The sequence below is a fragment of the Kribbella sp. NPDC049174 genome (assembly GCF_043197365.1).
Taxonomy (GTDB): Bacteria; Actinomycetota; Actinomycetes; order Propionibacteriales; family Kribbellaceae; genus Kribbella.
Map to the genome: position 1 here is coordinate 414,315 of NZ_JBICSZ010000002.1, position 21,702 is coordinate 436,016.

The window sequence follows — 21,702 nt, forward strand, 5'->3', positions numbered from 1 at the left end:
CTGATGAGAGCTCAGGAGAGGTGCACGGCCGGCATCGCCGGCGGTTCGGAGCGGTGCGCCACCGAACGGCCGGAGGCTACGGTCTGCTGGCCTCCGGGCTGGACATGCGGCCGAGCCTAGAGAACCCCATGCCAACGGTCCACCGAGTTAGCCGCGGTGGACCGGGGCAGCTGCGGTGGACCGGGAGCGGTTGTGGTGGTTCGGGTTAGTTGCGGTGGACCGGGTTAGCTGCGGTGGGAGGCGGCTAGGCCTACTATGCCGGCGGCTACCAGGAGGAGGGCGCTGGTGACGCCCAGGTCGTCGGTCTGGAGTACGCCGTTGTCGGTGAGCATCCAGATGGTGGCGGCGCCGGACAGGACGGTGCCGGCGATGATGCCGGGGACGTCCGGTTTCGACTTCTGTTTCATCCGCGCTCCACCTTGATGCTGCCCAGTTTCACGTCCAGGTCCAGTGTGACCGTCTGCGGTCCTGGCTTGTTGTCCGGGCCCAGGTCTTTCACGGTCAGCTCGGCATTATGGCCGCCCTTGTTCTCACTCAGCCAGGCCACGTCGCCCATCTCGGCGGACAGTTGTCCCTCGACGTCCACGTTCTGCGGCACCTTGACCACGATCTCACCGACCCCGAGGTGCACGTCGACCTTGGCGCCCGGCGCGAAGGTCGCCTTGGTCAGGTCCAGGTGCACCGCCCCACCGTCGAGGTCGTACGACGTGCTCGTCGCGGTGATTGCCTGCCCGGCCGGCGCGGTGTAGCGGATGTCCGAGAAGTTGCGGGGCCCCTCCGGGAAGACCGTGCTGGCCACCGCGGCGCCCGCGAGCAGGATGCCGAGCGGCAGCAGCGCCAGCGTCCGGCCGACGAAGCCGCCGAGCAGCATGCCGGCACCGAGGGTGGCCAGGCCGATGATCAGCATCGTCGAGGTGGCCGCGCCGGCCGCCCAGGCGATCGCGATCGCGAGACCGGTCAGGACGACGACGATCGACTTCACGCCGCGCATGCCCTTGGCCGGCGGTTCGGCCGGCTTCGCGGTCGCGGGCGGTCGTGCGGTCGAGGGCTCGTCGACGTACAGGCCGAGGGGGTCGTCCTCGGTCCACACAGGCTGGACCGGTTCGACGGTGCGGTCCTGTGGACGCTGTGGGGCCGAGGACGACGGACCCGCCGGGGGAGCTGACGGGCCGGTCTGAGGAGGCAGGTACGCCGAAGTGGTCGGCTGGTCCATCGGCGCGGCCTGACCCGGCTGCCGCTGACCAGGCTGACCGGGTTGACCCGGCTGACCGGCCTGACCCGACTGACCGGGCTGCCACTGGCCAGGCTGACCGGGCTCACCCGGCCGACCGGGCTGCCACTGACCGGGCTGACCCGGCTGACCAGGCTGACCCACCTGACCGGGTTGACCCGGCTGGCCGGCAGGGCCGGTCCACTGCGGGCCGGACCAGCCGGGGTTGGCCGCCCAGTCCTGCTTCTGGCCGCGGCGAAGCTTCTTCCGGTGGCGGGCGACGATCCAGATCACCGCGAGCACGATCAGCGGTCCGGGCACGACCCGGCCGAAGTCGAACGACGACATCATCGCGATCCCGACGAACACACAGACGCCGATCACGATCGGCCACAGCCACGGGTGGTCCGGGCGGACCCGGTCGCCGAGCAGACCCTGCGCCGCCGAGCGGTCGGAGCCCTCGTCGGGCATCAGCACCCACGCCGCGATGTAGAAGATGATCCCGGGGCCGCTGATGATGAGGACCGACATCACCACACGAACCAGCACCGGATCGATGTTCAGCGCACGGCCGATACCGCCGCAGACGCCGGACACCATCCGGTCCGACCGGCTGCGCTGCCAGCTCTGCACGTTCTGCAGGCCGCTGCGGTCGAACCCACCGGGCCCGCTCGAGTTCTGCTCCATGACATCGATACTGGCCCCCTCCCCGGCGGAACGACATCGGGGATCCCCCTCTCGCGACCCCGGGGTGCCCTCCCGGGGAGCGGGCCGCTCGGGGTTCTCCCCGGTACGACCCTGACCCCACCGGGCGGGCGCTGAGGAGACGGCTAGGGACAAGCCTGCTGGTGTCGGCCCGGTCCACGTGTGACGATCGTGGGGATGAATCAGCCAGCCTCAGCCGCGCCTACGGGCGGGTCCGCCACGCCAGGGACCCCACCCGGGCCGCCGCATGGCCGGGGCAACCAAGGCACGGGCCAGTGGCAGTACGAAGGCTGGGGACCCCAGGGACCCAAGCAGTACCAGGGCCCGTACGCCGCGTACGCCGGTCAGCAGCCCCCGTACGGCGCTCAGACCGGGCAGCCCCAATTCGGCGCCCAGATCGGGCCGGGCCAGGAGCAGCCACCGGTTCGACGCGCATACCGCCGTACCGAGGGACGGGTGGTCGCCGGGGTCGCCGGGGGTGTGGCGGACCACCTTGGTGTGTCCGACACCGTCGTGCGGCTCGTGCTGATCGCTGCCACGGTGTTCGGCGGGTTCGGCGTACTGATCTATGCGGCGCTCTGGTTCCTGATGCCGCTGGGCACCCCGACTGTGCCGGCCGCGCCCGGCCTGGCCGCGCACACCCGGGGTGGACTCCGCACGGACCAGCCGCCGCCGCAGCCGGTGACCGAGGCCAAGGAGCGGAAGAACCAGAAGAGCCGCGGCCAGGTGACGGCCCTGGTGGTCGTCGGTATCGGCGTACTGCTCCTGTTGCAGGTCGCCGGACTCGGGATCGCCGGGAAGATGTTCTGGCCGCTGGTGTTCGCCGGCACCGGTCTGGCGCTGATCTGGCGGCAGGCGGACGAGAGTCAGAAGGCGCAGTGGGCCCGGGACGTTCGCGTCCCGATTCTCGGCATCGTGCTCGGCAAGGGCGGCTGGAAGTCGCTGGTCCGGATCGCCGTCGGCCTGATCCTGATCGGCACCGCGATCACGGTGTTCCTGGTCCAGAACGGCCGGCTCTCGATGGTCGGCGACGTACTCGTGGCGCTGCTGCTGGCCGTGGTCGGTATCGGCGTGATCGCCGGGCCGTGGGTGCACCGGCTGACCCGGGACCTGAACGCGGAGCGGGCCGAGCGCGTCCGGTCGCAGGAGCGCGCCGACATGGCCGCGCACCTGCACGACTCGGTGCTGCAGACGCTGGCCCTGATCCAGAAGCAGGCCAACGACCCGAAGGCCGTCGCCCGGCTGGCCCGCTCGCAGGAGCGGGAACTGCGGACCTGGCTGTACGACGAGGACGACAAGACCGACCAGACCCTCGCCGGTGCCGCCAAGCGGGCCGCGGCCGAGGTCGAGGACTCGCACGGCGTACCGGTCGAGGTGGTGACGGTCGGGGACTGCGAGCTGACCGAACCGCTCTCCTCGATGGTCCGGGCCGCGCGCGAGTCGATGGTGAACGCGGCCAAGCACTCCGGTGCGGACAAGATCGACGTGTTCGTCGAGGTGGACGGGGACCGGGCCGAGATCTTCGTCCGGGACCGCGGCAAGGGATTCGATGTGGACGGCGTGCCGGACGATCGGCTCGGCCTGCGGCACAGTGTGATGGGCAGAATGGAACGGCACGGCGGCCGCGCAACGGTGCGGTCCGATCCGGAGACAGGAACCGAAGTGCGACTGGAGATGGACAGATGAGCCAGAGGCGCGTTGTCGTCATCGACGACCACGACATGTTCCGGGCCGGAGTGCGCAGCGAGATCGGCACCGCGGTCGAGATCGTCGGGGAGGGCTCCGACGTCGACTCCGCGGTGAAGGCGATCGTCGGAACCGAACCGGACGTCGTACTGCTCGACGTCCACCTGCCCGGTGGCGGTGGCACCGAGGTGATGAAGCAGGTGCACCAGCGGCACCCGGACGTCAAGTTCCTCGCGCTGTCGGTGTCGGACGCGGCCGAGGACGTGATCGGTGTGATCCGGGCCGGTGCCCGCGGGTACGTCACCAAGAACATCAGCGGCGCCGAACTGGTCGACGCGATCGGCCGGGTCGCGGACGGGGACGCGGTGTTCTCGCCGCGGCTGGCCGGGTTCGTGCTGGACGCCTTCTCCGGTGCGATCGACATCGCCTCGGTGGACGAGGACCTGGACCGGCTGTCGCAGCGGGAGCGTGAGGTACTGCGCTTGATCGCCCGCGGCTACGCCTACAAGGAAGTCGCTCGCGAGCTCTTCATCTCGGTGAAGACGGTGGAGACCCACGTCTCCTCGGTGCTCCGCAAACTCCAGCTCTCCAACCGCCACGAACTGACCCGCTGGGCCACCGACCGCCGCTTGGTCTGACCGGCCGTCGTTCGCCTCGGAGGTGATTGCCCACGGCAATCACCTCCGCCGATCGGGAGGATCAGCGGTTGGCCGAGGTGTAGGGCAGGAGCGCCATCTCGCGGGCGTTCTTGATCGCGCGGGCGATCTGCTTCTGCTGCTGGACGGTCAGCCCGGTGACCCGGCGGGAGCGGATCTTGCCCCGGTCGGAGATGAACTTCCGCAGCAGCGCGGTGTCCTTGTAGTCGATGTAGGTGATGCCGTCGCGGTCGAGCGGGTTCTGCTTCGGCTTGCGCTTGCCGGTCGGCGCCGGGCGTCGGGGCATGGTCGGGAGCCCTTCACTGTTGAATGTCGTTTTCATTTAGGATAGCCGGTGTGGCGCGTTGTGGACAGGGCACGGATTCGCCACCCCGACGGGAGCGGTGCGGGCTTGGCCGCTGTTATACCGTCGACTCTTATGGAGCGGAATCTCACTGCCGAACAGCTCGCGCTCTTCGAGAAGGAGTTCGTGTCGAACCCGCAGTACCGGGTCATGCAGAACGCCGTCACGCAGACGCCGGTCAACGCCATCGCCCTCGACCGCCAGGTCGTCACCTCGATCGACCATTCGGTGTCGCATCTGCTGGACGACTGGAAGGTGACGAACCAGAAGAAGAGCGGCCGCTGCTGGCTGTTCGCCGGGCTGAACCTGCTTCGCGCCGGTGCGGCCGAGAAGCTCGGCGTGAAGGACTTCGAGTTCTCCCAGAACTACCTGCTGTTCTGGGACAAGTTCGAGCGGTCCAACTTCTTCCTCGAGGCGATCATCGAGACCGCCGGCCGGGACGTCGACGACCGGACCGTGGCGCACCTGCTGTCCGACCCGATCGGTGACGGCGGCCAGTGGAACATGTTCGTCGCGCTGGTCCGCAAGCACGGCCTGGTGCCGAAGTCGGCGATGCCGGAGACCGAGAGCTCGTCGGCGACCGCGCAGCTCAACGACACCCTGCGCAAGCTGCTCCGCCAGGGTGCCCGCGACCTGCGCGCGCTCGACGGTGTCGAGGCGCAGCGCGACCGCAAGCAGGAGATCCTGACCACCGTCCACCGGGTGCTGAGCATCCACCTCGGGACGCCGCCGCAGAAGTTCCTGTGGCAGTGGAAGGACAGCGACAAGGAGTTCCACCGCGACGGCTGGACCACGCCGGCCGAGTTCGCGGCGGCGTACGTCCAGCTGCCGGTCGAGGAGTACGTCTGCCTGGTGCACGACCCGCGGGAGACCAGCCCGGTCGGCAAGACGTTCACCGTCGACTACCTCGGCAACGTCATCGACGCACCGCCGGTGGTGTACCTGAACGTCGAGGTCGACCTGATGAAGCAGCTCGCCCAGGACGCGATCGTCGGCGGTGAGCCGGTCTGGTTCGGCTGTGACGTCGGCAAGCAGATGAACGCCGACCTCGGCTACTGGGACGCCAAGCTGTACGACTACGGCTCCGTCTACGACACCGAGTTCACCCTGGACAAGGCCGAGCGCCTGGTGCACCACGAGACGCTGATGACGCACGCGATGCTGTTCACCGGTGTCGATGTGGTGGACGGCAAGCCGCGGCGCTGGCGGGTCGAGAACAGCTGGGGTGACGAGAAGGCGGACGGCGGCTTCTGGACCATGAACGACTCGTGGTTCGGCGAGCACGTCTTCGAGATCGCCGTCCGGCGCTCCGCCCTGCCGGCCGAGCTCCAGGCGCGACTCGACGAAGCGCCGATCCTGCTGCCGGCCTGGGACCCGATGGGCGCCCTCGCCGACTAGGCCGTGATCAACCCCATCGCCTCGGTGGGACGCTCGAGGGTCGGCAGGTGGCCGGCCCACGGGAGGTCGATGCGATCGACGTTCGGGAGCCGCTCGGCCAGGTACGACGCACAGTTGCCGAACCATTCGAAGTCATGCGCGCCCGTGATCAACCGCACGGGCGCGCTGATCTTCTCCGGCTCGAGGTCGTACTCCTCGTTGTCGACATCACCCGCGGGCAGCTGAAGCTCGAACGCACGCTTCTGCATGGTGTGCAGGAGCTCCTTGGCGTCGGCGTCCGCCTCGGGTCCGAGCCAGCTCCGCACCGTCAGGTCGCTCGCGCCGTCGACGTCACCGGCCTCCAGCAACCGCTCCTCCTCGCCCCACACCGCCCGGATGTCCGCGGTCGGCACCACCCCGTCGGTCGGCGCGCAGATCAGCACCAAACGTTTGAACCGCTCCGGCTGCCGACTGGCCACCTGCTGGACGACGTACCCGCCGTACGACGCCCCGACGGCCTCGACCGCGTCGACCCCCAGCTCGTCGAGCACCGCGAGCACGTCGCCCGCATCGGAGTACTTCGCGGCCGGCTCCAACGGCGTCTCGCCGTACCCCCGGAGGTCCACCGTGATCACTCGGTGGTCCTGCGCGAGCTCGTCGACCTGCCGGCGCCACATCCGCGCGTCCGCCACTCCGGCGTGCACGAGCAGCACCGCCGGCCCGTCCCCAACCACCCAGTGAGCAATAGTCATGCCCGCACCCTCGCCGCTCGCGCTCCAACCTGCAAATCCATTAGCCGCTGACGCGCGCGTATTGGCCCGACCCGTCAAGCTGGAGGTGACGGGGAGGAGGATCGATGGAGTTGGGCGGGGAGTGCGAACCGCGGGACGTCCGGATGGACGCGGGCCGGCTGGGGGCGGCGCTGGAGCTGGTGCGATCGCGTAAGGCGGTCGCGCAGCTCTGTGTGATCCGGGACGGCCGGGTCGTGGTCGACCGGGCGCTCGGGTGCGCGCCGGACGCGTTGTTCTGGCTGTTCTCGGCGAGCAAGCCGTACGTCGCGATCGTGATCCACCAGCTGGTGGAGGCCGCGCGGCTGCACCTGGACGACGCGGTGGCGGCGTACTGGCCCGAGTTCGGCGAGAACGGCAAGCGGGACATCACCGTTCGCCAGGTCCTGCAGCACCGGTCCGGGCTGACCACGGTCGGGTCCTACGTCGGCGACGCGCGGGCGATGGCCGACTGGGACCGGTCGCTGCGGCGGATCGAGCAGGCCCGGCAGCGCTGGCCGATCGGCACGGTCGCGTACAGCCCGCTCGCCTTCGGTTTCGTCCTCGGCGAGGTCGCGCATCGATGCGGTGGGCAACCGATCGAGGAGCTGGTACAACGCTCGGTCCTCGAACCGCTCGGCGTCGCGAACACCTTCCTCGGACTGCCCGCCGAAGGATGGGACCGGAGCGTGCCGATCCGGGTGTCCGGCGCGGCCGGCCCGTTCGTCCAGTCGGTGGTGAACCGGCGCGGTACGCGGGAGGCCGTCATACCGGCGGCCGGCATCTCCACCACCGCACGGGATCTGGCCGCCCTGTACCAGGCCCTCTTACAGGGTGGCGGGGGAATCCTGCGGCCGGCGTCGGTCGCGGAGGCGACCGCACCGACCAGCGAGGGCGAGCTGGACCGGACCGTCGGCGCGCCGATCCGGTGGTCGCAGGGATTCCAGCTCGGCGGGCCGCGGTTCCTCCCGGAGGCGATCACACCGCTCGGGACCACGAGCAGTCCGCGGACGTTCGGGCACAACGGCAGCAACTGCTGTATCGGCTGGGCCGATCCCGACCGGCGGATCGCCTACGCCTACCTGACCAACCGGGTCGGCCGCCGGGACGCCGACGTCGCCCACCACGCCGCCGTCGCCGACAAGATCCTCGAGGCCGCCTTCGACTGAGGCGGCTCGTCGGGAGCGAGCGGGGGTGCGCCGGTCGGACGCCTGGGCGCTCAGGCGACCGCCGGCGCCGCTATGCGGTGCTGGATGACCTGGTCGACGATGCCGTACTCGCGGGCGCCCTCGGCGGTCAGCACGTGGTCCCGATCGGTGTCGTGCCGCAGCCGCTCGATGCTCTGACCGGTGTGCGTGGCGAGGATCGACTCGACCTGGCTGCGGACCCGGACCACCTCGTCGGCCTGCAGGATCAGGTCCGGGATGGTTCCCTGACCGCGGGCGGCCGGCTGGTGCAGGACGACGCGCGCGTGCGGCAGTACGGCGCGACGCCCGGGCGCGCCGGCGGCGAGCAGCACCGCGCCGGCCGCGATCGCCTGACCGACGCAGAAGGTCCCGACCGGCGACTGGATGACCTGCATGGTGTCGTAGATCGCGAGCATCGCGGTCATGTCGCCGCCCTCGCAGTTGATGTAGAAGTTGATCTCCTGCTCCGGTTTGTCGGCCTCCAGGTGCAGCAGTTGCGCGATCAGCGCGTTCGCCACACCGGCGTCGATCGCCGTACCGAGGTAGATGATGCGCTCGGTGAGCAGATGCGAGTAGACATCCATGATGCGTTCGCCCCGCGGGTGCTGGGCGATCACGTTGGGGATCGTGTAAGAGCTCATCACGCGGCCTTTCGCTGAGGCATGACTTGGTCGAAGGACTCCACGATGTGGTCGATGAAGCCGTATTGGCGGGCCTGTTCGGCCGTGTACCAGTGGTCGTGCAGGGAGTCCTCGTGCACGGTGTCGAACGGCTGCCCGGTGTCCTCGGCGATCAGGGACAGCACGGTGTCGCGGATGAGTCGCAGGTCGTTGGCCTGGATCTCGATCTCCACCGCGGACCCGCCGATCCCGGCCGAACCCTGGTGCATCAGCACCCGGGCGTGCCGCAGTGCGTACCGCTTACCCGGTGTACCAGCGGAGAGCAGGAACTGACCGGCACTGCAGGCCAGTCCGATCGCCAGCGTCGACACGTCACACGGCACCAGCCGCATCACGTCCCGGATCGCCAGCATCGACGGCACCGAACCGCCGAGTGAGTGGATCCACAGCGCGATGTCGCGCTCCGGGTCCTCGGCCGCGAGGGTGAGGATCTGCGTCGCCAGCAGGGTCCCGTTGTCGTCGTCGAGGGTTCCGTCCAGTACGACGATGCGCTGCCCGAGCAACCGCTGTCGCGCGGACTCGTTGAACAGCGGGGGTTTGTTGTCATCAGCCATGTCATCAACCCTGACCGGCCGACCGGGCGCACCATAGTTTTTCTGCTGACGGCAAGTCTGCCCACAGCGGACAAGGCTTTGTGGCAGGCTCCTGCTCCGTGAACCTGAGCGACCACGCGATCCTGGTGGCGGACGACCTGTCCGACCAGGAGCGCACCCTGCTGGAACTGACGGCCACCCCGGCCGCGACGCTGCTCGGGGCGGTGTCGATGATCCTGCGTACGACGCTCTTCGGCGAGGACCCGGCGGTCTGGGTCGACATGTGGCAGGCTCGCCCCGACCTGGCCCGGGTCGAGTGGATGGACGGCCCCGAACTCCCGGCCGTCGTCGCCCACCTGGCCGCCAAGGACTACGACGGCACCATCGAGGGCGTCCCCGGCCTCCGCCTCACCAGCTGCGACGACACCTCAGCCAAGATGCACTGGCTCGGCGCCGCCACTCCGGTAGAACTCCACCTCACCCGCCAGCTGTCCTGACGGCAGCTTCCGGTCAGGAGCCGCCGCTCGCCCCCGTGCGCTGAGATCATCGGTCGGGTTCCTGACGAGGGTGAGGCTGATGCGCTGTCTGTTCACAGGGATCGCGTACCTGGTGTCGTGCGCCCTGGTGTTCGCCGGGTGCATGATCGCGTTCTTCGGCTTCGCCGACTTGAACGTCGAGCGGAACGCGTACCGGCTGGACGTCGGGCGGTCCGGTGGTGACTGCGGTGGCGGGTTCGTGCATCTCGACGTCGGGACCGGCGAGGAGCTGCACTGCGGCCCGGCGGGTGTGATGCGGACGCAGAAGCCGAAGACGAACGCGATGTTCGGCTTCACCGACGAGCAGAAGGACGACGTCTACAGCTTGGCTCGTGAGCTGGGACGGGACGGTCTGTCCGAGACGGACGAGGACCAGGTCCAGGCCCTCGTCGACAAGTACAAGGCCACCGTGCCGCCCGCCGATCGGTTTCGGACCGCCGACCGCAGGTGGGGTGTTCCCGATGCGTGGAGCGGCGCCGCAATAATCGTCCTTGGCGGCCTGGGCATCCTCATCGTCCGTCGTACCGCCGACTGACGATGCTCAGGCCGGACGGATCGCGCGGCCGAGGATGTGGGGGGAGGCGGGGTTGGGGCCGAAGGTGAAGCTGTCCAGATCGGTGATGGTGAAACCGGCTGTGGTGATGGCTGCGGCGGTGTCGCGGTGGACGTGGCAGCCGCCGCTGAACCAGGACCAGATGGTGGCGTCCGCGAGCCGTTGGACGCGGTCCAGCCGGCTGTCCGGCTCGGCTGCGACGTGTTCGTAGAACCTGAGTTCGCCGCCTGGTCGCAGTACCCGGAAGGCCTCCGCCAACGCGACGGCCTGGTCCGGGACCGTGCACAACACCAACGACGCGACGACCGCGTCCACTGAGTCGTCCGTGAGCGGCAGGCGGTCCGCCGTACCGTTCACGACCTCGACCGGTACGGCGGCCGCGAAGGCCGCAGACTCAGCCCTGGCGCGAAGATAGGGCTCGGGCTCGACGGCCACTAGGCCGGTCACCTCGGCCGGGTAGTGCGGGAAATTGCCGCCGTCGCCCGCACCGACGTCGACTACCCGCCCGGCCAGACCGTCCAGCAGCCGCTTCCTGTGCTCAGCAACGCCCTGCTCGTCCAGCGTCGGCCGCACCCGCGCGTAGACCCGCGCGAACACAGGATGCGCGTGACCAGTCATGCCGCCCACCCAAGGCGCATTGCAACTCGCTGTCAACGACTGTTCTTGGTCGAGCCGGCGTCGAATCAGTCCGAATGGGCTCTCGATCGCGCCGAAATCAAAGTGTCGGTGCCGTGGTGCAGCATGGATCGCGATGACTCGGCACACCACGTTCCGTTACTGCCTCGACCCGACGGTCGAGCAGCAGGTGGCGCTTGCCCGGCATGCCGGCGCGGCGCGGTTCGCGTTCAACCAATGCCTCCGCCTCCACCTCCGGGCCCGCGCGGATCAGCGGCGGGACGGCGCGGTGGTGGTGCCCTGGACCGGCTTCGACTTCATCAACCTCTTCAACGCGTGGAAGAAGACCGAGCAGGCGGGACGAGTCATCATCGTCGACTGCCGCGGCGAAGCAACGGTCGAGGTGACTGGGCTGGCGTGGCGGGCGAGTGTGCGTCAGCAGGTCTTCGAGGAAGCCGCCGTAGACCTCTCTAGAGCGCTGAGGGCTTGGACGGACTCTCGCCGCGGCAAACGCGCCGGACAGAAGGTGGGGCATCCGCGGTTCAAGAGGAAGGGCCGCTGCAAGCCGTCGTTCCGGCTCAGGAACAAACACACGAAGGACGGCAGAGCCACGATCCGGGTCGGCGACGCCCACCCCCGCTCGGTCACCCTCCCTGGGATAGGGGTGGTTCGGGTGCACGACGACACCAGACACCTCCGACGTCTCCTCAACAAGGGCCGGGGAAAGGTCCTGTTCGCCACCGTCACTCACCGGGGCGGACGCTGGTGGGTCTCGCTGAACGTGGAGGCGGACGACTTCCACCCCGCATATCAGCACGCGCCGCGCACCGATCGTGATCAAAACGGCTGGGTGGGTGTGGACCGTGGCCTATCCACATTTGTCGTAGCCGCCTCCAGCAATGGCGCCGAGGTCGCCCGCGTCACCGACCAACCGAAGGCGCTCGCGGCGGGGATGCGGAGGCAGCGGCGGCTCGCGCGTGACGTGACTCGTAAAGCGAAGGGATCGAAGAACAGGAGAAGAGCCGCCGCCCGGCTCGGGCGGCATCACCACCGCGTCGCGAACATCCGCAAACACTTCCTGCACCAGGTGTCGAACGAGTTGGTCAAGACCCACGACCGGCTCGTCGTCGAGGACCTGAACGTGACAGGGATGCTCAGCAACCGTCGGCTCGCCCGCGCCATCACTGATGCCGGGTGGGCCGAGTTCGCCCGACTCCTGGCGTACAAGCAGGCGTGGCGGCAGGGCGAGTTCGCGGTCGCGGACCGCTGGTTCGCCTCGTCGAAGACCTGCTCAGCGTGCGGCACCGTGAAACCCGTGCTGTCTCTCACCGACCGGACCTTCGGCTGCGACCAATGCAGACTCATCATCGACCGCGACCTCAACGCCGCGATCAACCTCGCCACCTGGGCCGAGCAGCACCACGGTGCTGACGCCCAGGTCCGGGACCCCCAAGCAGGAGGCCCGGTCACCAACGCCCACCGACAGGAACGCTCTGGCCGTCACACATGTGGCGGCGAAACGGATCTGGAAGACGTGGGAACCGACGTTCGGACACAACCCGCTGCCCGAACTGAAGACGCCCGAGAAGGGCGGCGCCGACACAGCCTCACCGAGGGTTGTTCGACACGCTTTAAGGTGAGTGGTGATGACTACCCTTTTCTCGCCTGATGAGCTCCCGGTGCCGCTGGAGGAGCCCAAGAAGCATCGGACCGATCCGGACTCGCTGCTCGAAGGGCTGAACCCGCAGCAGCGGGCCGCCGTCGTGCACGCGGGCAAACCGCTGCTGGTGGTGGCCGGTGCGGGCTCGGGCAAGACCCGGGTGCTGACCCGGCGGATCGCCTATCTGCTGGCGGCCCGCGACGCGCACCCCGGGTCGATCCTGGCGATCACCTTCACCAACAAGGCCGCCGCGGAGATGCGCGAGCGGGTGGTGGACCTGGTCGGGCCGCGGGCGAAGCTGATGTGGGTCTCGACGTTCCACTCGGCCTGTGTGCGGATCCTGCGCCGCGACATCAAGCGGTTCGGGATCAACTCGACGTTCTCGATCTACGACGACACCGACTCGCGCCGGCTGATGACGCTGGTCTGCCGCGAGCTCGACCTGGACGTCAAGCGGTACAACCCGCGCGCCGTGCTGAACTGGATCAGCACCCAGAAGAACGAGTTGATCGACCACGAGACGGCCGCGGCGAAGACGTCGAACCACCTCGAGGAGACGTACGCCGAGTGCTACCGGATCTACCAGGAGCGGCTGGCCCAGGCGAACGCACTGGACTTCGACGATCTGCTGATGACCACGGTCAACCTGTTGCAGGCGTTCCCGGAGGTCCGTGAGTACTATCGGCGCCGCTTCCGCCACGTGCTCGTCGACGAGTACCAGGACACCAACCACGCGCAGTACACGCTGATCCGGGAGCTCTGCGGGGAGGACCCGGCCGCCAGCAACGATCCGAATGGCAACGGCCCGACCGCGCCACCGGCCGAGCTGATGGTGGTCGGTGACTCCGACCAGTCGATCTACGCGTTCCGTGGCGCGACGATCCGCAACATCCTCGCCTTCGAGGAGGACTTCGCCGGCGCCGAGACGATCCTGCTGGAGCAGAACTACCGCTCCACCCAGACGATCCTGACCGCGGCCAACGCGGTGATCAGCCGGAACGAGGGCCGCAAGGCGAAGAACCTGTGGTCCGATCAGGGCCAGGGCGAGCAGATCGCGGTGTACGTCGCCGACAACGAGCACGACGAGGCGCAGTTCGTCGCCGACGAGATCGACCGGCTCACCGACGCCGACGGGGTGAAGCCGTCCGACGTGGCGGTGTTCTACCGGACCAACGCGCAGTCGCGTGTCTTCGAAGAGGTCTTCATCCGGACCGGCCATCCGTACAAGGTGGTCGGCGGCGTCCGGTTCTACGAGCGCAAGGAGGTCCGCGACGCGCTCGCGTACCTGCGCGTGCTGGTGAACCCCGAGGACACCGTGTCGCTGCGCCGGATCATCAACGAGCCGAAGCGCGGGATCGGCGACCGGGCCGAGGCCGCGATCGAGGCGCTGGCCGCGCGGGACCGGACCTCGTTCGCGCAGGCGATGCGGCGGGCGCAGGACGCACCGGCGATGGCGTCGCGGTCGGTCAACGCCGTCCAGGCCTTCGTGGACATCCTGGACGAGTTGACCGCGATGGTGGACTCGGGTGCACCGCCGGACGACATCCTGGACGTCGCCCTACATCGCTCCGGGTACTACGAGACGCTGCAGAAGTCACCCGATCCGCAGGACGAGACCCGGCTGGAGAACCTGGACGAGTTCATCTCGGTCGCCCGCGAGTTCGTCGAGGAGCGGACGGCCGCCGGTGAAGCGGCCGATCTGCAGGCGTTCCTCGAGCGGGTCGCGCTGGTGGCCGACGCGGACCAGATCCCGGACGCGGCCGACGACGGCGGTGTGGTCACGTTGATGACGCTCCACACCGCGAAGGGCCTGGAGTTCCCGGTGGTGTTCCTGACCGGGATGGAGGACGGCGTCTTCCCGCACTCGCGGTCGCTCACCGACCTGAAGGAGCTGGAGGAGGAGCGGCGGCTCGCGTACGTCGGGATCACCCGGGCGCGGCAGCGGCTGGCGATCTCCCGGGCCGCGGTCCGGTCGGCGTACGGCGCTCCGCAGCACAACCCGCCGTCGAGGTTCCTGGAGGAGATCCCGGCCGAGCTGCTCGACTGGCGGCGCGACGAGTCCGCGATCACCCGCTGGTCCGGCACCGGTACGACGAGGGGCAGCGGCATCTCCAGTCGCTACGAGCCACCCCGCCGGACCGCCTCCGACAAGCCGGTGATCAGCCTCAACCCGGGTGACCGGGTCGTCCATGACACGTTCGGGATGGGCACGGTGGTGGTCATCCGCGGCGAGGGCCAGCAGGCGCAGGCCGACATCGATTTCGGCTCAGAAGGTGTGAAGCGGCTGCTGTTGCGGTATGCACCGGTGGAGAAGATCTGAGTCAATATTCTGGGACGTTGCGTTGCATCTGGCCCCGGGATTGAGACAATCGAGGATCTTCGGCCCTCCCCCGGAAGCGTTCGCCCCATGTCCAAGTCGATAGCAGGTAGTAACCGCCGGATCATCCTGGCGGGAGCCAACCCTGGGCTGCGGCTGTTCGACGAGTCCGGCAAGGTGACGGCGTACGCGTCGATCTGGATGGTCGACTGGTCGATCCGCGGCGCCGGTACGGCGGTCGTGCTCTGGTTCGACGGGATCGTCCGGGTGGTGTCCGAGGACGTTGATCTGGCCGCGTGGCTGGAGCGCTACTTCGTCCGCTCGTTCCTCGAGGTCCAGGGCCTGCCCTGGCACGAGCCCGCGGTCGAGCGTGACCTGGTCCAGGTGTCGATGAACCTGGCCGACGGCCTCAGCGCCAAGGCGGCCGACATCCAGATCGAGATGGGCGGTGTCCTCGACCGCCGCCTGTTCGCCACCGACAACTTCCAGCTCGGCGAGGGCAACCACAGCCTGAGCCTGGTGATCGCCCCGGTCCGGTCCGCGACCGTCTCGATCGGCGGCGCCTCGGTCCCCGGCTTCGTCCAGGTCGACGGCTCACCCGACAAGCCCGGTTCGTCCGCGTTCCTTACGACAGCGGAGGTTTGGCGCCGCTGAGCGCCCACCAGTTGTCCATCCGCTCGACCGCTTCCCGGCCACCGTCGAGCACGCGCTGCAGCCTGAACAGATACGCAGCGATCCCCGCCGCACCCTGCATCCAGCCCACGCCCGGCGGCAGCAGCGGCTCCTCGTTGCGATGCTCGACGAAACGCCAGTACGCCGTGCTGTCGTCCTGAAACGCCCGCTCTACAAGGGCATCCGCGAGCCGTACGGCGAACTCCAGGTCCTGCTCGTCACCGTCGCGGCGCCACGCGTCCAGGAACACGTCGCCGACTCCCGCCGTACCGCAGCAGCGTCCGTCGTTGTCCCAGAAGCCCGGGTGGAGCCGCTCGGGCACACCGGAGTAGCGCACGCTGTCCAGACACCGTCGATGCCAGACAGCCGGCGTCTCACCGGCCACCTTGTCGACTCCGGCGTACTCGAGTGCGCGGAACAGCAGCGACGTACCAGCGCCGCCGTGGCACCAGTTGTAGGTGTACTCGTCGCCGTGCCGCTCCTCCCACGGGATGACGCGGGCCACCCGGAAACCCTTGCTGTCATTGATCCCGAGCGTGACCAGATGCTCGGCGCCGGCGCGCGCCGCGTCGATCAGGTCCAGTCGCGCGAGTTCGACGCCCGCGATCGCCAGCACGGCGGCGATCCCGGCCAGGCCGTGCGAGAAGTTCGGCATCTCGGCCCGGGACTCCTCGGTCCAGAAGCGTCGCGGGATGAACTGCCAGTTCCCCGGCTCCTCCCGCTCGCCCATCAGCAGGTCGGCCGCTCGATCGGCCAGTGAACGGGCGTCCTCGCCCTGCCGAGTGGCCCAGAGCGCGCCCATGAGTACGGCGCCGGTGCCGAGCGTCACGTCGTTCGCCACGGCGTCCGGGCGGTACTTGGGCGGCGCGAGGAAGCTCTCCGGCCAGCCGTTGTCGGTCGTGAGCTCGGTGATCCGGTCCATGACCGGCTTCGAGCCGGATTCGCCGAGGGTGGTGAGGGCCCCGATCGAGCTGACCAGACCGTCGAAGTAGGTGATCGACGTCTCGGCCGGGACGGCGATGCGGATCCGGTCGGCGATCGCCCGGGCCAGCTTCTCCTCCTCGGCGGTCCAGCCGCGGGTCAGCCGGATTTCCGCGAGAGCGTGCGCGAGGCCGCCGATTCCACTGTGCATGCCGTCGCGGTACTTCTCCGGCTTGTCACCGCCGGCGGCCTCGGGGATCCACGGACCCGTGTCGTCCCACCGCACCTGCTGGAGTGACCATCGCCAGGCGTCTTCGGCCAGTCCGCCGTACGACGTCATGGCCGGGCGTTCCGGAGCCGGATGCCGCTCCACTCGAGCGTGCTGGTGATGACTTCGGCCCAGAAGTCGTGCAGCCGGGACAGGACGCGCAACTGGATGCCGGCTTCGTCGTGCAGTTCGAAGAGGTCACCGACTCGTTCGGGCGGAGCCAGTGGCCGGACCTCAGCGGTAGCCACGACTGCGGCGTCGTACTCGGTGAAGGCGTCGCCGGGCAGCCGGTAGGCGTAGAGCTTGACCGAGCGCATCGCGTCCAGCCAGCCGTACTCGACGGCGTGCACACGGGAGCCGGAGCCGGCGCCGATGATGCGGTCGCGGTCGGCAGGTGTGGTGGAGGGGCCCACCCACGCCATCGCGCGGGGGCACTGCCTCGGGAACCAGTAGTCGGGGGCTCGGTCGTGGCCGACGGCCCAGACGTAGGGCGTGGCCTGCTGCGCCGTCCTGGCGACGTGCGGCCGGAAGACCTCGATGGTCGGATCTTCGGAGAAGTGCAGAACCTCTCCGGCTGCTGGACGCATGCCCGGGATCCTAGTCCTACCGGGAGCCGGCCTCAGCAGCTTTTCAGTACGGTGCGAATGCTCAGGGGTTGAGGCCGCAGTGGTCGCGCAGCCACGGCATCGGGTCGGTCGCGTCGCCGCCGTCCGGGTGGACCTCGAAGTGCAGGTGCGGGCCGGTGGTGTTACCGGTCATCCCGACCGCGCCGACCTGGTCACCGGCGTATACGGTCTCGCCGACCGACACGCTGAACTTCGACATGTGGTTGTACCAGGTGACGGTGCCGTCCTCGTGCCGGACCTGGACCTGGCGGCCGTAGGGGCCGGCCCAGTCGGCGAAGATCACCACACCCTTCATCACGCTGCGGATGGTGGTGCCGATCGGGGCGGCGAAGTCGGTGCCGGTGTGGTTGCGGGCCCAGCGGCTGCCGCCCTGACCGAAGGTCGCGGTGATGTGGTAGCCGGAGATCATCATCTCGCAGCGGGTGGCCGACTCGCGGAGCTTCTTCTCCGCCGCGTCGGCCTTGGCCTTGGCCTGGGCGAGGGCGGAGGCGCGCTTGGCGGTGAGGGCCTGGGTGGCGGTGAGCTTGGCGGCCCGCGCCTTGGCCAGCTGGGTGGCGGCGGCCTGCTTCTTGTTCGTCTCGTTGCCGGCGAGCTGGACCCGGGAGGAGTCACGGGTGGCGAGCTGGCGGGCCTGGATGCGTGCGGTGGTGATGCCGGACAGTTGCCCGTTGTCCATGCTGAGCGCCGCGAGGTTCACCGCGGAGTTCGCCTGGGTCGGCGAGGCGAGCGTGCTGTGGCTGAATCCCACAGCTCCTGCCGCCGCAGCGAGCGCTGCGGTCAAACCGACGATCTGGGTACTGCTGGGGGTATTACGCCTGGCAACACGATGCTTGGCACTGTGACGTCCTGCGCCGGGCTTGCGCGCAGCGTTGCCTGGCGTGACGCGGTCGCCCGCGGCACGGTGCTGGGACACAACGTGGCCTTTCGGTCACAGGGGAGGGCTAGGGGAGGGACCAAAGCCTTGTTTCGACCCCGGGGAGGTTTTATTCCCCCTGGGGACTCACGCACGATAACGGATGAGTCACGAGGCGACAAACCCTGCCACCCACTTTTTCCCGTCTCCTTCACGAAACCTTTGCACGAGCCGCTGCACGTGCATCTGCCCAAAGGCGCCCAGAAGGCTTCCTCGTCAGGCAAAATCGAGCATGTCAGGACAACTGTCAGGCGACGGTGTTCTCGTCGTCCGGTTCGTCCTGTCCGTCCAGCTGGGCCAGCATCCCGGTGATCCGGTGCACGACCTCGCCGTGGAACGGCAGGGACAGGTGGCCCACGCCGCGAACCCGCACGTTACTCGCCAGCAGATCGGGGTGCCGAATCCGGGCCCGGCGCTGCGGCACGATCAACTGGTCGACGTCGCTGTAGAACGCGACGAACCTGGTCCGGCAGTCGGGCGCCGGCTCGGCCAGTTCGGCCATCAGGTTGCTGTCCGGCCGCACCTGCTTGACCAGGGGCCACGGCAGCAGTCGCGCGGCGACGGTGCCCTGGTGCGGGGTGCCGAGGGTGACGCAGGTGTGCACCCGCTCGTGACCGCCGAGCCGCTGGACGTAGTACCGCGCGATCAGCCCGCCCAGGCTGTGCCCGACCACATGGATCTGGTCCGACCCGGACTCCTCGCAGATCCGCTCGATCTCGTCCCCCATCCGTTCCGCGGTACGGCGTACGTCCAAGGTCAACGGTGAGTACGAGAAGGTGTGGATGCTGCTGAAGCCGCGACGCACCAGTTGCCGGCGCATCAGGGCGAAGACGGTGTGGTTGTCGATGATCCCGTGGGCCAGCAGGATCGGCGTACCGGCGGCCCGGACGTCGCGGACGAGCAGGCCGCGCTGGGCCGGCGTCAGACCGGCCAGGTTGAGCCGTTCGGTGCGCGAACCGGAACCGCTGACCAGACCGAGCGGGTACATCGCGAGATGGGTGGTCAGCCAGCCGAGCTCGACTGCCGCCCCTTGCAGGACCCTGGGTGAGAGTGCGGACCGGGCGCCGTACTTGAGGCCGTCCAGCGCGCCGCGGACGCCGTCCTGCCAGGAGCCGCCGGCCTCCGCCACCACCTGGCCCGGCTCTTCCACCGCCTCGCTGCTCATGGGCGACTCCTCACACAACCAGACCCCCCGATTGGTCCGATCCTTTCCACGGTAACCGGTTCCCTCCCGGCGTGTCGGGGAACACACACCTCCGTGTCTTATCCGTGAGGTTCGGCTCGGATAGCCTGCGAATCTGGACGCAACGCGGCGCTCCAGTACTGAAAGGCCACCGGACATGCCCACCACGAGCCCTCTGCGAGTCGTCGTCGCCAAGCCGGGCCTGGACGGCCACGACCGCGGCGCGAAGGTCGTCGCCCGGGCGCTGCGGGATGCCGGTATGGAGGTCATCTACACCGGTCTGCACCAGACGCCGGAGCAGATCGTCGAGACCGCGATCGCGGAGGACGCCGACGCGATCGGCCTGTCGGTGCTGTCCGGCGCGCACATGACCCTGTTCAAGCGGGTCCGCGAACTGCTCACCGAGCGCGACGCCGACGACATCGTGGTGTTCGGCGGCGGCATCATCCCGGACGCCGATCTGCAGCCGCTGGCCGAGCTCGGCGTGCACAAGATCTTCACTCCCGGCGCCACCACCACCGAGATCGTCGACTGGGTTCGGACCCATGTCGGCGATGCCTCCGCCGCCCCGGCCGAAGACGCCTCCTCCTCGCCGGCCTGAGCCGCCGGACCCGCGTTTTCCGGGCTCTGGAGAAGGCCAGTTCCGCTCCGGAGCGTGATGGCGACTGCGTGGAGTCGTTCTGAACGGATACCGTGCGTTCAGTTAGGTTACTAACCGGTAATACCGAATCGTTAAGAAAGACCCGGTTGTGCGGACTGTCGAATCGCGGTCGCATACAGCCATGCGGCTGTCTGTTGCAGAGGCTGTCGAACGGCAAGGTGTGTGGCTCAGGACACATCACCCCCGTCGTCGGTTACTGTCCGGACAGGCGGGATCGCAGCGTGGTGGGGGACTGTGAACCGCTGACGCAGGAAAAAGCGAGTTCCCATCGGGAGAGGGCAGGTAAACGATGAGGTTTGAACGATCACACACACGCAAGGCGGTCGCTCTGGCCGTCGCCGGCAGCTTGGTGCTGCTCGCGTCCGCGTGTGGCGGTGACGACGGGAGCAGTGCCGAAGGCGGCTCGACCGGGGGAGCAGCACTGGAGGGTCGCGGCCCGATCAACTTTGCCACCGGCAAAGACACCTCCGGGAACCTGACGAACCAGGTCGCGGCGTGGAACTCCCAGCACCCGGACGAGAAGGTCACGGTCACCGAGCTGCCCGAGTCTGCCGACCAGCAGCGGGCCCAGATGATCTCGAACGCCCAGATCAAGTCCGACGCGTTCAGCGTGCTGAACCTGGACGTGGTCTGGACCGCCGAGTTCGCGGCGAACCGGTGGGTCACCGAGCTGCCTCCGGACCAGTTCCCTGACCTGAACAAGCTGCTGCCGTCCACGGTCGACACAGCCAAGTACCGCGACAAGCTATACGCCGTCCCGGTGACGTCCGACGGCGGCCTGCTGTACTACCGCAAGGACCTGCTGGACAAGGCGGGTGTGCAGCCGCCGAAGACCTGGGCCGAGATGCAGGCCGCATGCGACAAGGTCAAGGCGCTGCCCGAGGCCAAGGCGGCCAGCTGCTACGCGGGTCAGTTCGAGAAGTACGAGGGCCTGACGGTGAACTTCTCCGAGGCCGTCAACGGTGCGGGCGGTGTCGTCGTCGGTGACGACGGCAAGCCGAACGTGGACACCCCGGAGGCGCTCGCCGGGCTGACCTTCCTGGTGGACGGCTTCAAGTCCGGGATGATCCCGAAGGCCGGCATCACCTACACCGAGGAGCCGGGCCGCCGGGCGTTCCAGGAAGGCAACCTGATCTTCCACCGGAACTGGCCGTATGTGTACGCGAAGGCCGCCGAGGCGGGTTCGAAGATCGTCGGCAAGTACGCCGTCGCGCCGCTGCCGGGCAAGGACGGTGCCGGCGTGTCCACCCTGGGTGGCCACAACTACGCGATCTCGGAGTTCGCCAAGAACAAGGCGTCCGCGGCGGACTTCATCAAGTTCATGTCCAGCGAGGAGCGGCAGAAGGCGAACATCGAGAAGACCTCGCAGGCGCCGACCTGGGCCTCGCTGTACGACGACCCGGAGCTGAACAAGCAGTTCCCGTACCTCGCACCGCTGAAGGCCTCGATCGAGACCGCGAAGTCGCGGCCGAAGGTGGTCAAGTACGGCGACGTCACCACCGCGATCCAGGAGGCGGCGTACGGCGCTCTGACCGGTACGACGCCACCGAAGGACGCTCTGGCCGAGCTGCAGACCAAGTTGAGCACGCTCATCACGCAATGACCGAAGCGGCGGGGCCGGCGCGTAGCTTCA

22 protein-coding genes are annotated in these 21,702 nt (G+C 68.7%); 11 read left to right on the forward strand and 11 right to left on the reverse strand.

Annotation, left to right across the window (positions count from 1 at the left end):
• Nucleotides 1–224: 224 nt before the first annotated feature.
• Entirely contained in the window at nucleotides 225–407 is a 183-nt protein-coding gene (locus tag ACGFIF_RS12495; RefSeq protein WP_393154346.1) for a hypothetical protein, read from the reverse strand.
• Entirely contained in the window at nucleotides 404–1,897 is a 1,494-nt protein-coding gene (locus ACGFIF_RS12500) for a PspC domain-containing protein (RefSeq protein WP_393154347.1), read from the reverse strand. The genes ACGFIF_RS12495 and ACGFIF_RS12500 overlap by 4 nt, the downstream gene beginning before the upstream one ends.
• A 195-nt stretch (nucleotides 1,898–2,092) precedes the next feature.
• On the opposite strand from ACGFIF_RS12500, the gene ACGFIF_RS12505 reads away from it, so the two are divergent.
• On the forward strand, nucleotides 2,093–3,601 hold the full coding sequence (locus tag ACGFIF_RS12505) for a PspC domain-containing protein (RefSeq protein WP_393154348.1): 1,509 nt from the start codon (nucleotides 2,093–2,095) through the stop codon (nucleotides 3,599–3,601).
• Nucleotides 3,598–4,239, forward strand: a complete 642-nt coding sequence (locus tag ACGFIF_RS12510; RefSeq protein WP_393154349.1) for a response regulator — start codon at nucleotides 3,598–3,600, stop codon at nucleotides 4,237–4,239. Before ACGFIF_RS12505 ends, ACGFIF_RS12510 begins: the two co-directional genes overlap by 4 nt.
• Before the next feature lie 61 nt (nucleotides 4,240–4,300).
• Here ACGFIF_RS12510 and rpsR read toward each other — a convergent pair whose 3' ends face one another.
• Complete coding sequence (gene rpsR, locus ACGFIF_RS12515) at nucleotides 4,301–4,543, reverse strand: 30S ribosomal protein S18 (RefSeq protein WP_393154350.1); 243 nt, start codon at nucleotides 4,541–4,543, stop codon at nucleotides 4,301–4,303.
• Nucleotides 4,544–4,675: 132 nt separating this feature from the next.
• Between rpsR and ACGFIF_RS12520 the strand changes: the two genes are divergently transcribed.
• Entirely contained in the window at nucleotides 4,676–5,998 is a 1,323-nt protein-coding gene (locus ACGFIF_RS12520; RefSeq protein WP_393154351.1) for an aminopeptidase C, read from the forward strand.
• On the opposite strand, the gene ACGFIF_RS12525 is transcribed toward ACGFIF_RS12520, so the two are convergent.
• Nucleotides 5,995–6,729 carry an alpha/beta fold hydrolase gene (locus ACGFIF_RS12525; protein WP_393154352.1) on the reverse strand — a complete coding sequence of 245 codons (735 nt, stop codon included), beginning with the start codon at nucleotides 6,727–6,729 and terminating at the stop codon, nucleotides 5,995–5,997. The two genes, ACGFIF_RS12520 and ACGFIF_RS12525, sit on opposite strands and share 4 nt — an antisense overlap.
• Before the next feature lie 104 nt (nucleotides 6,730–6,833).
• Between ACGFIF_RS12525 and ACGFIF_RS12530 the strand changes: the two genes are divergently transcribed.
• Nucleotides 6,834–7,913, forward strand: a complete 1,080-nt coding sequence (locus tag ACGFIF_RS12530; protein WP_393154353.1) for a serine hydrolase domain-containing protein — start codon at nucleotides 6,834–6,836, stop codon at nucleotides 7,911–7,913.
• A gap of 50 nt (nucleotides 7,914–7,963) precedes the next feature.
• On the opposite strand, the gene ACGFIF_RS12535 is transcribed toward ACGFIF_RS12530, so the two are convergent.
• Together ACGFIF_RS12535 and ACGFIF_RS12540 are read right to left on the reverse strand one after the other, a co-directional pair.
• Nucleotides 7,964–8,572: a ClpP family protease gene (locus ACGFIF_RS12535; RefSeq protein WP_393154354.1), complete on the reverse strand. Its 609-nt coding sequence runs from the start codon at nucleotides 8,570–8,572 to the stop codon at nucleotides 7,964–7,966.
• Nucleotides 8,572–9,165 carry a ClpP family protease gene (locus tag ACGFIF_RS12540; RefSeq protein WP_393154355.1) on the reverse strand — a complete coding sequence of 198 codons (594 nt, stop codon included), beginning with the start codon at nucleotides 9,163–9,165 and terminating at the stop codon, nucleotides 8,572–8,574. Before ACGFIF_RS12540 ends, ACGFIF_RS12535 begins: the two co-directional genes overlap by 1 nt.
• A gap of 98 nt (nucleotides 9,166–9,263) precedes the next feature.
• On the opposite strand from ACGFIF_RS12540, the gene ACGFIF_RS12545 reads away from it, so the two are divergent.
• Both ACGFIF_RS12545 and ACGFIF_RS12550 read left to right on the forward strand, forming a co-directional pair.
• Entirely contained in the window at nucleotides 9,264–9,641 is a 378-nt protein-coding gene (locus ACGFIF_RS12545; protein WP_393154356.1) for a hypothetical protein, read from the forward strand.
• 79 nt (nucleotides 9,642–9,720) lie between these two features.
• Entirely contained in the window at nucleotides 9,721–10,215 is a 495-nt protein-coding gene (locus tag ACGFIF_RS12550) for a hypothetical protein (RefSeq protein WP_393154357.1), read from the forward strand.
• A gap of 6 nt (nucleotides 10,216–10,221) precedes the next feature.
• Here ACGFIF_RS12550 and ACGFIF_RS12555 read toward each other — a convergent pair whose 3' ends face one another.
• Entirely contained in the window at nucleotides 10,222–10,851 is a 630-nt protein-coding gene (locus ACGFIF_RS12555) for a class I SAM-dependent methyltransferase (RefSeq protein WP_393154358.1), read from the reverse strand.
• A gap of 133 nt (nucleotides 10,852–10,984) precedes the next feature.
• On the opposite strand from ACGFIF_RS12555, the gene ACGFIF_RS12560 reads away from it, so the two are divergent.
• From ACGFIF_RS12560 to ACGFIF_RS12570, 3 genes are all read left to right on the forward strand, one after another.
• A complete protein-coding gene (locus tag ACGFIF_RS12560; protein ID WP_393154359.1) occupies nucleotides 10,985–12,517 on the forward strand; it encodes an RNA-guided endonuclease TnpB family protein in 1,533 nt (510 codons plus the stop codon).
• Nucleotides 12,495–14,828 carry a DNA helicase PcrA gene (gene pcrA / locus ACGFIF_RS12565; protein ID WP_393154360.1) on the forward strand — a complete coding sequence of 778 codons (2,334 nt, stop codon included), beginning with the start codon at nucleotides 12,495–12,497 and terminating at the stop codon, nucleotides 14,826–14,828. The genes ACGFIF_RS12560 and pcrA overlap by 23 nt, the downstream gene beginning before the upstream one ends.
• Before the next feature lie 87 nt (nucleotides 14,829–14,915).
• A complete protein-coding gene (locus ACGFIF_RS12570) occupies nucleotides 14,916–15,479 on the forward strand; it encodes a hypothetical protein (RefSeq protein WP_393154361.1) in 564 nt (187 codons plus the stop codon).
• On the opposite strand, the gene ACGFIF_RS12575 is transcribed toward ACGFIF_RS12570, so the two are convergent.
• From ACGFIF_RS12575 to ACGFIF_RS12590, 4 genes are all read right to left on the reverse strand, one after another.
• Nucleotides 15,451–16,791, reverse strand: a complete 1,341-nt coding sequence (locus ACGFIF_RS12575) for a lanthionine synthetase LanC family protein (protein ID WP_393154362.1) — start codon at nucleotides 16,789–16,791, stop codon at nucleotides 15,451–15,453. The two genes, ACGFIF_RS12570 and ACGFIF_RS12575, sit on opposite strands and share 29 nt — an antisense overlap.
• Entirely contained in the window at nucleotides 16,755–17,273 is a 519-nt protein-coding gene (locus tag ACGFIF_RS12580; protein ID WP_393154363.1) for a DUF6886 family protein, read from the reverse strand. Before ACGFIF_RS12580 ends, ACGFIF_RS12575 begins: the two co-directional genes overlap by 37 nt.
• A gap of 61 nt (nucleotides 17,274–17,334) precedes the next feature.
• Nucleotides 17,335–18,060 (reverse strand): M23 family metallopeptidase, encoded by a 726-nt coding sequence (locus ACGFIF_RS12585; RefSeq protein ID WP_393154364.1) that lies wholly within the window; start codon nucleotides 18,058–18,060, stop codon nucleotides 17,335–17,337.
• Nucleotides 18,061–18,472: 412 nt separating this feature from the next.
• Complete coding sequence (locus tag ACGFIF_RS12590) at nucleotides 18,473–19,390, reverse strand: esterase/lipase family protein (RefSeq protein WP_393154365.1); 918 nt, start codon at nucleotides 19,388–19,390, stop codon at nucleotides 18,473–18,475.
• 175 nt (nucleotides 19,391–19,565) lie between these two features.
• Here ACGFIF_RS12590 and ACGFIF_RS12595 point away from each other — a divergent pair, with 175 nt between their 5' ends.
• Complete coding sequence (locus ACGFIF_RS12595; RefSeq protein ID WP_393154366.1) at nucleotides 19,566–20,009, forward strand: cobalamin B12-binding domain-containing protein; 444 nt, start codon at nucleotides 19,566–19,568, stop codon at nucleotides 20,007–20,009.
• 349 nt (nucleotides 20,010–20,358) lie between these two features.
• A complete protein-coding gene (locus ACGFIF_RS12600; RefSeq protein ID WP_393154367.1) occupies nucleotides 20,359–21,672 on the forward strand; it encodes an ABC transporter substrate-binding protein in 1,314 nt (437 codons plus the stop codon).
• The last annotated feature ends 30 nt before the right edge of the window (nucleotides 21,673–21,702 follow it).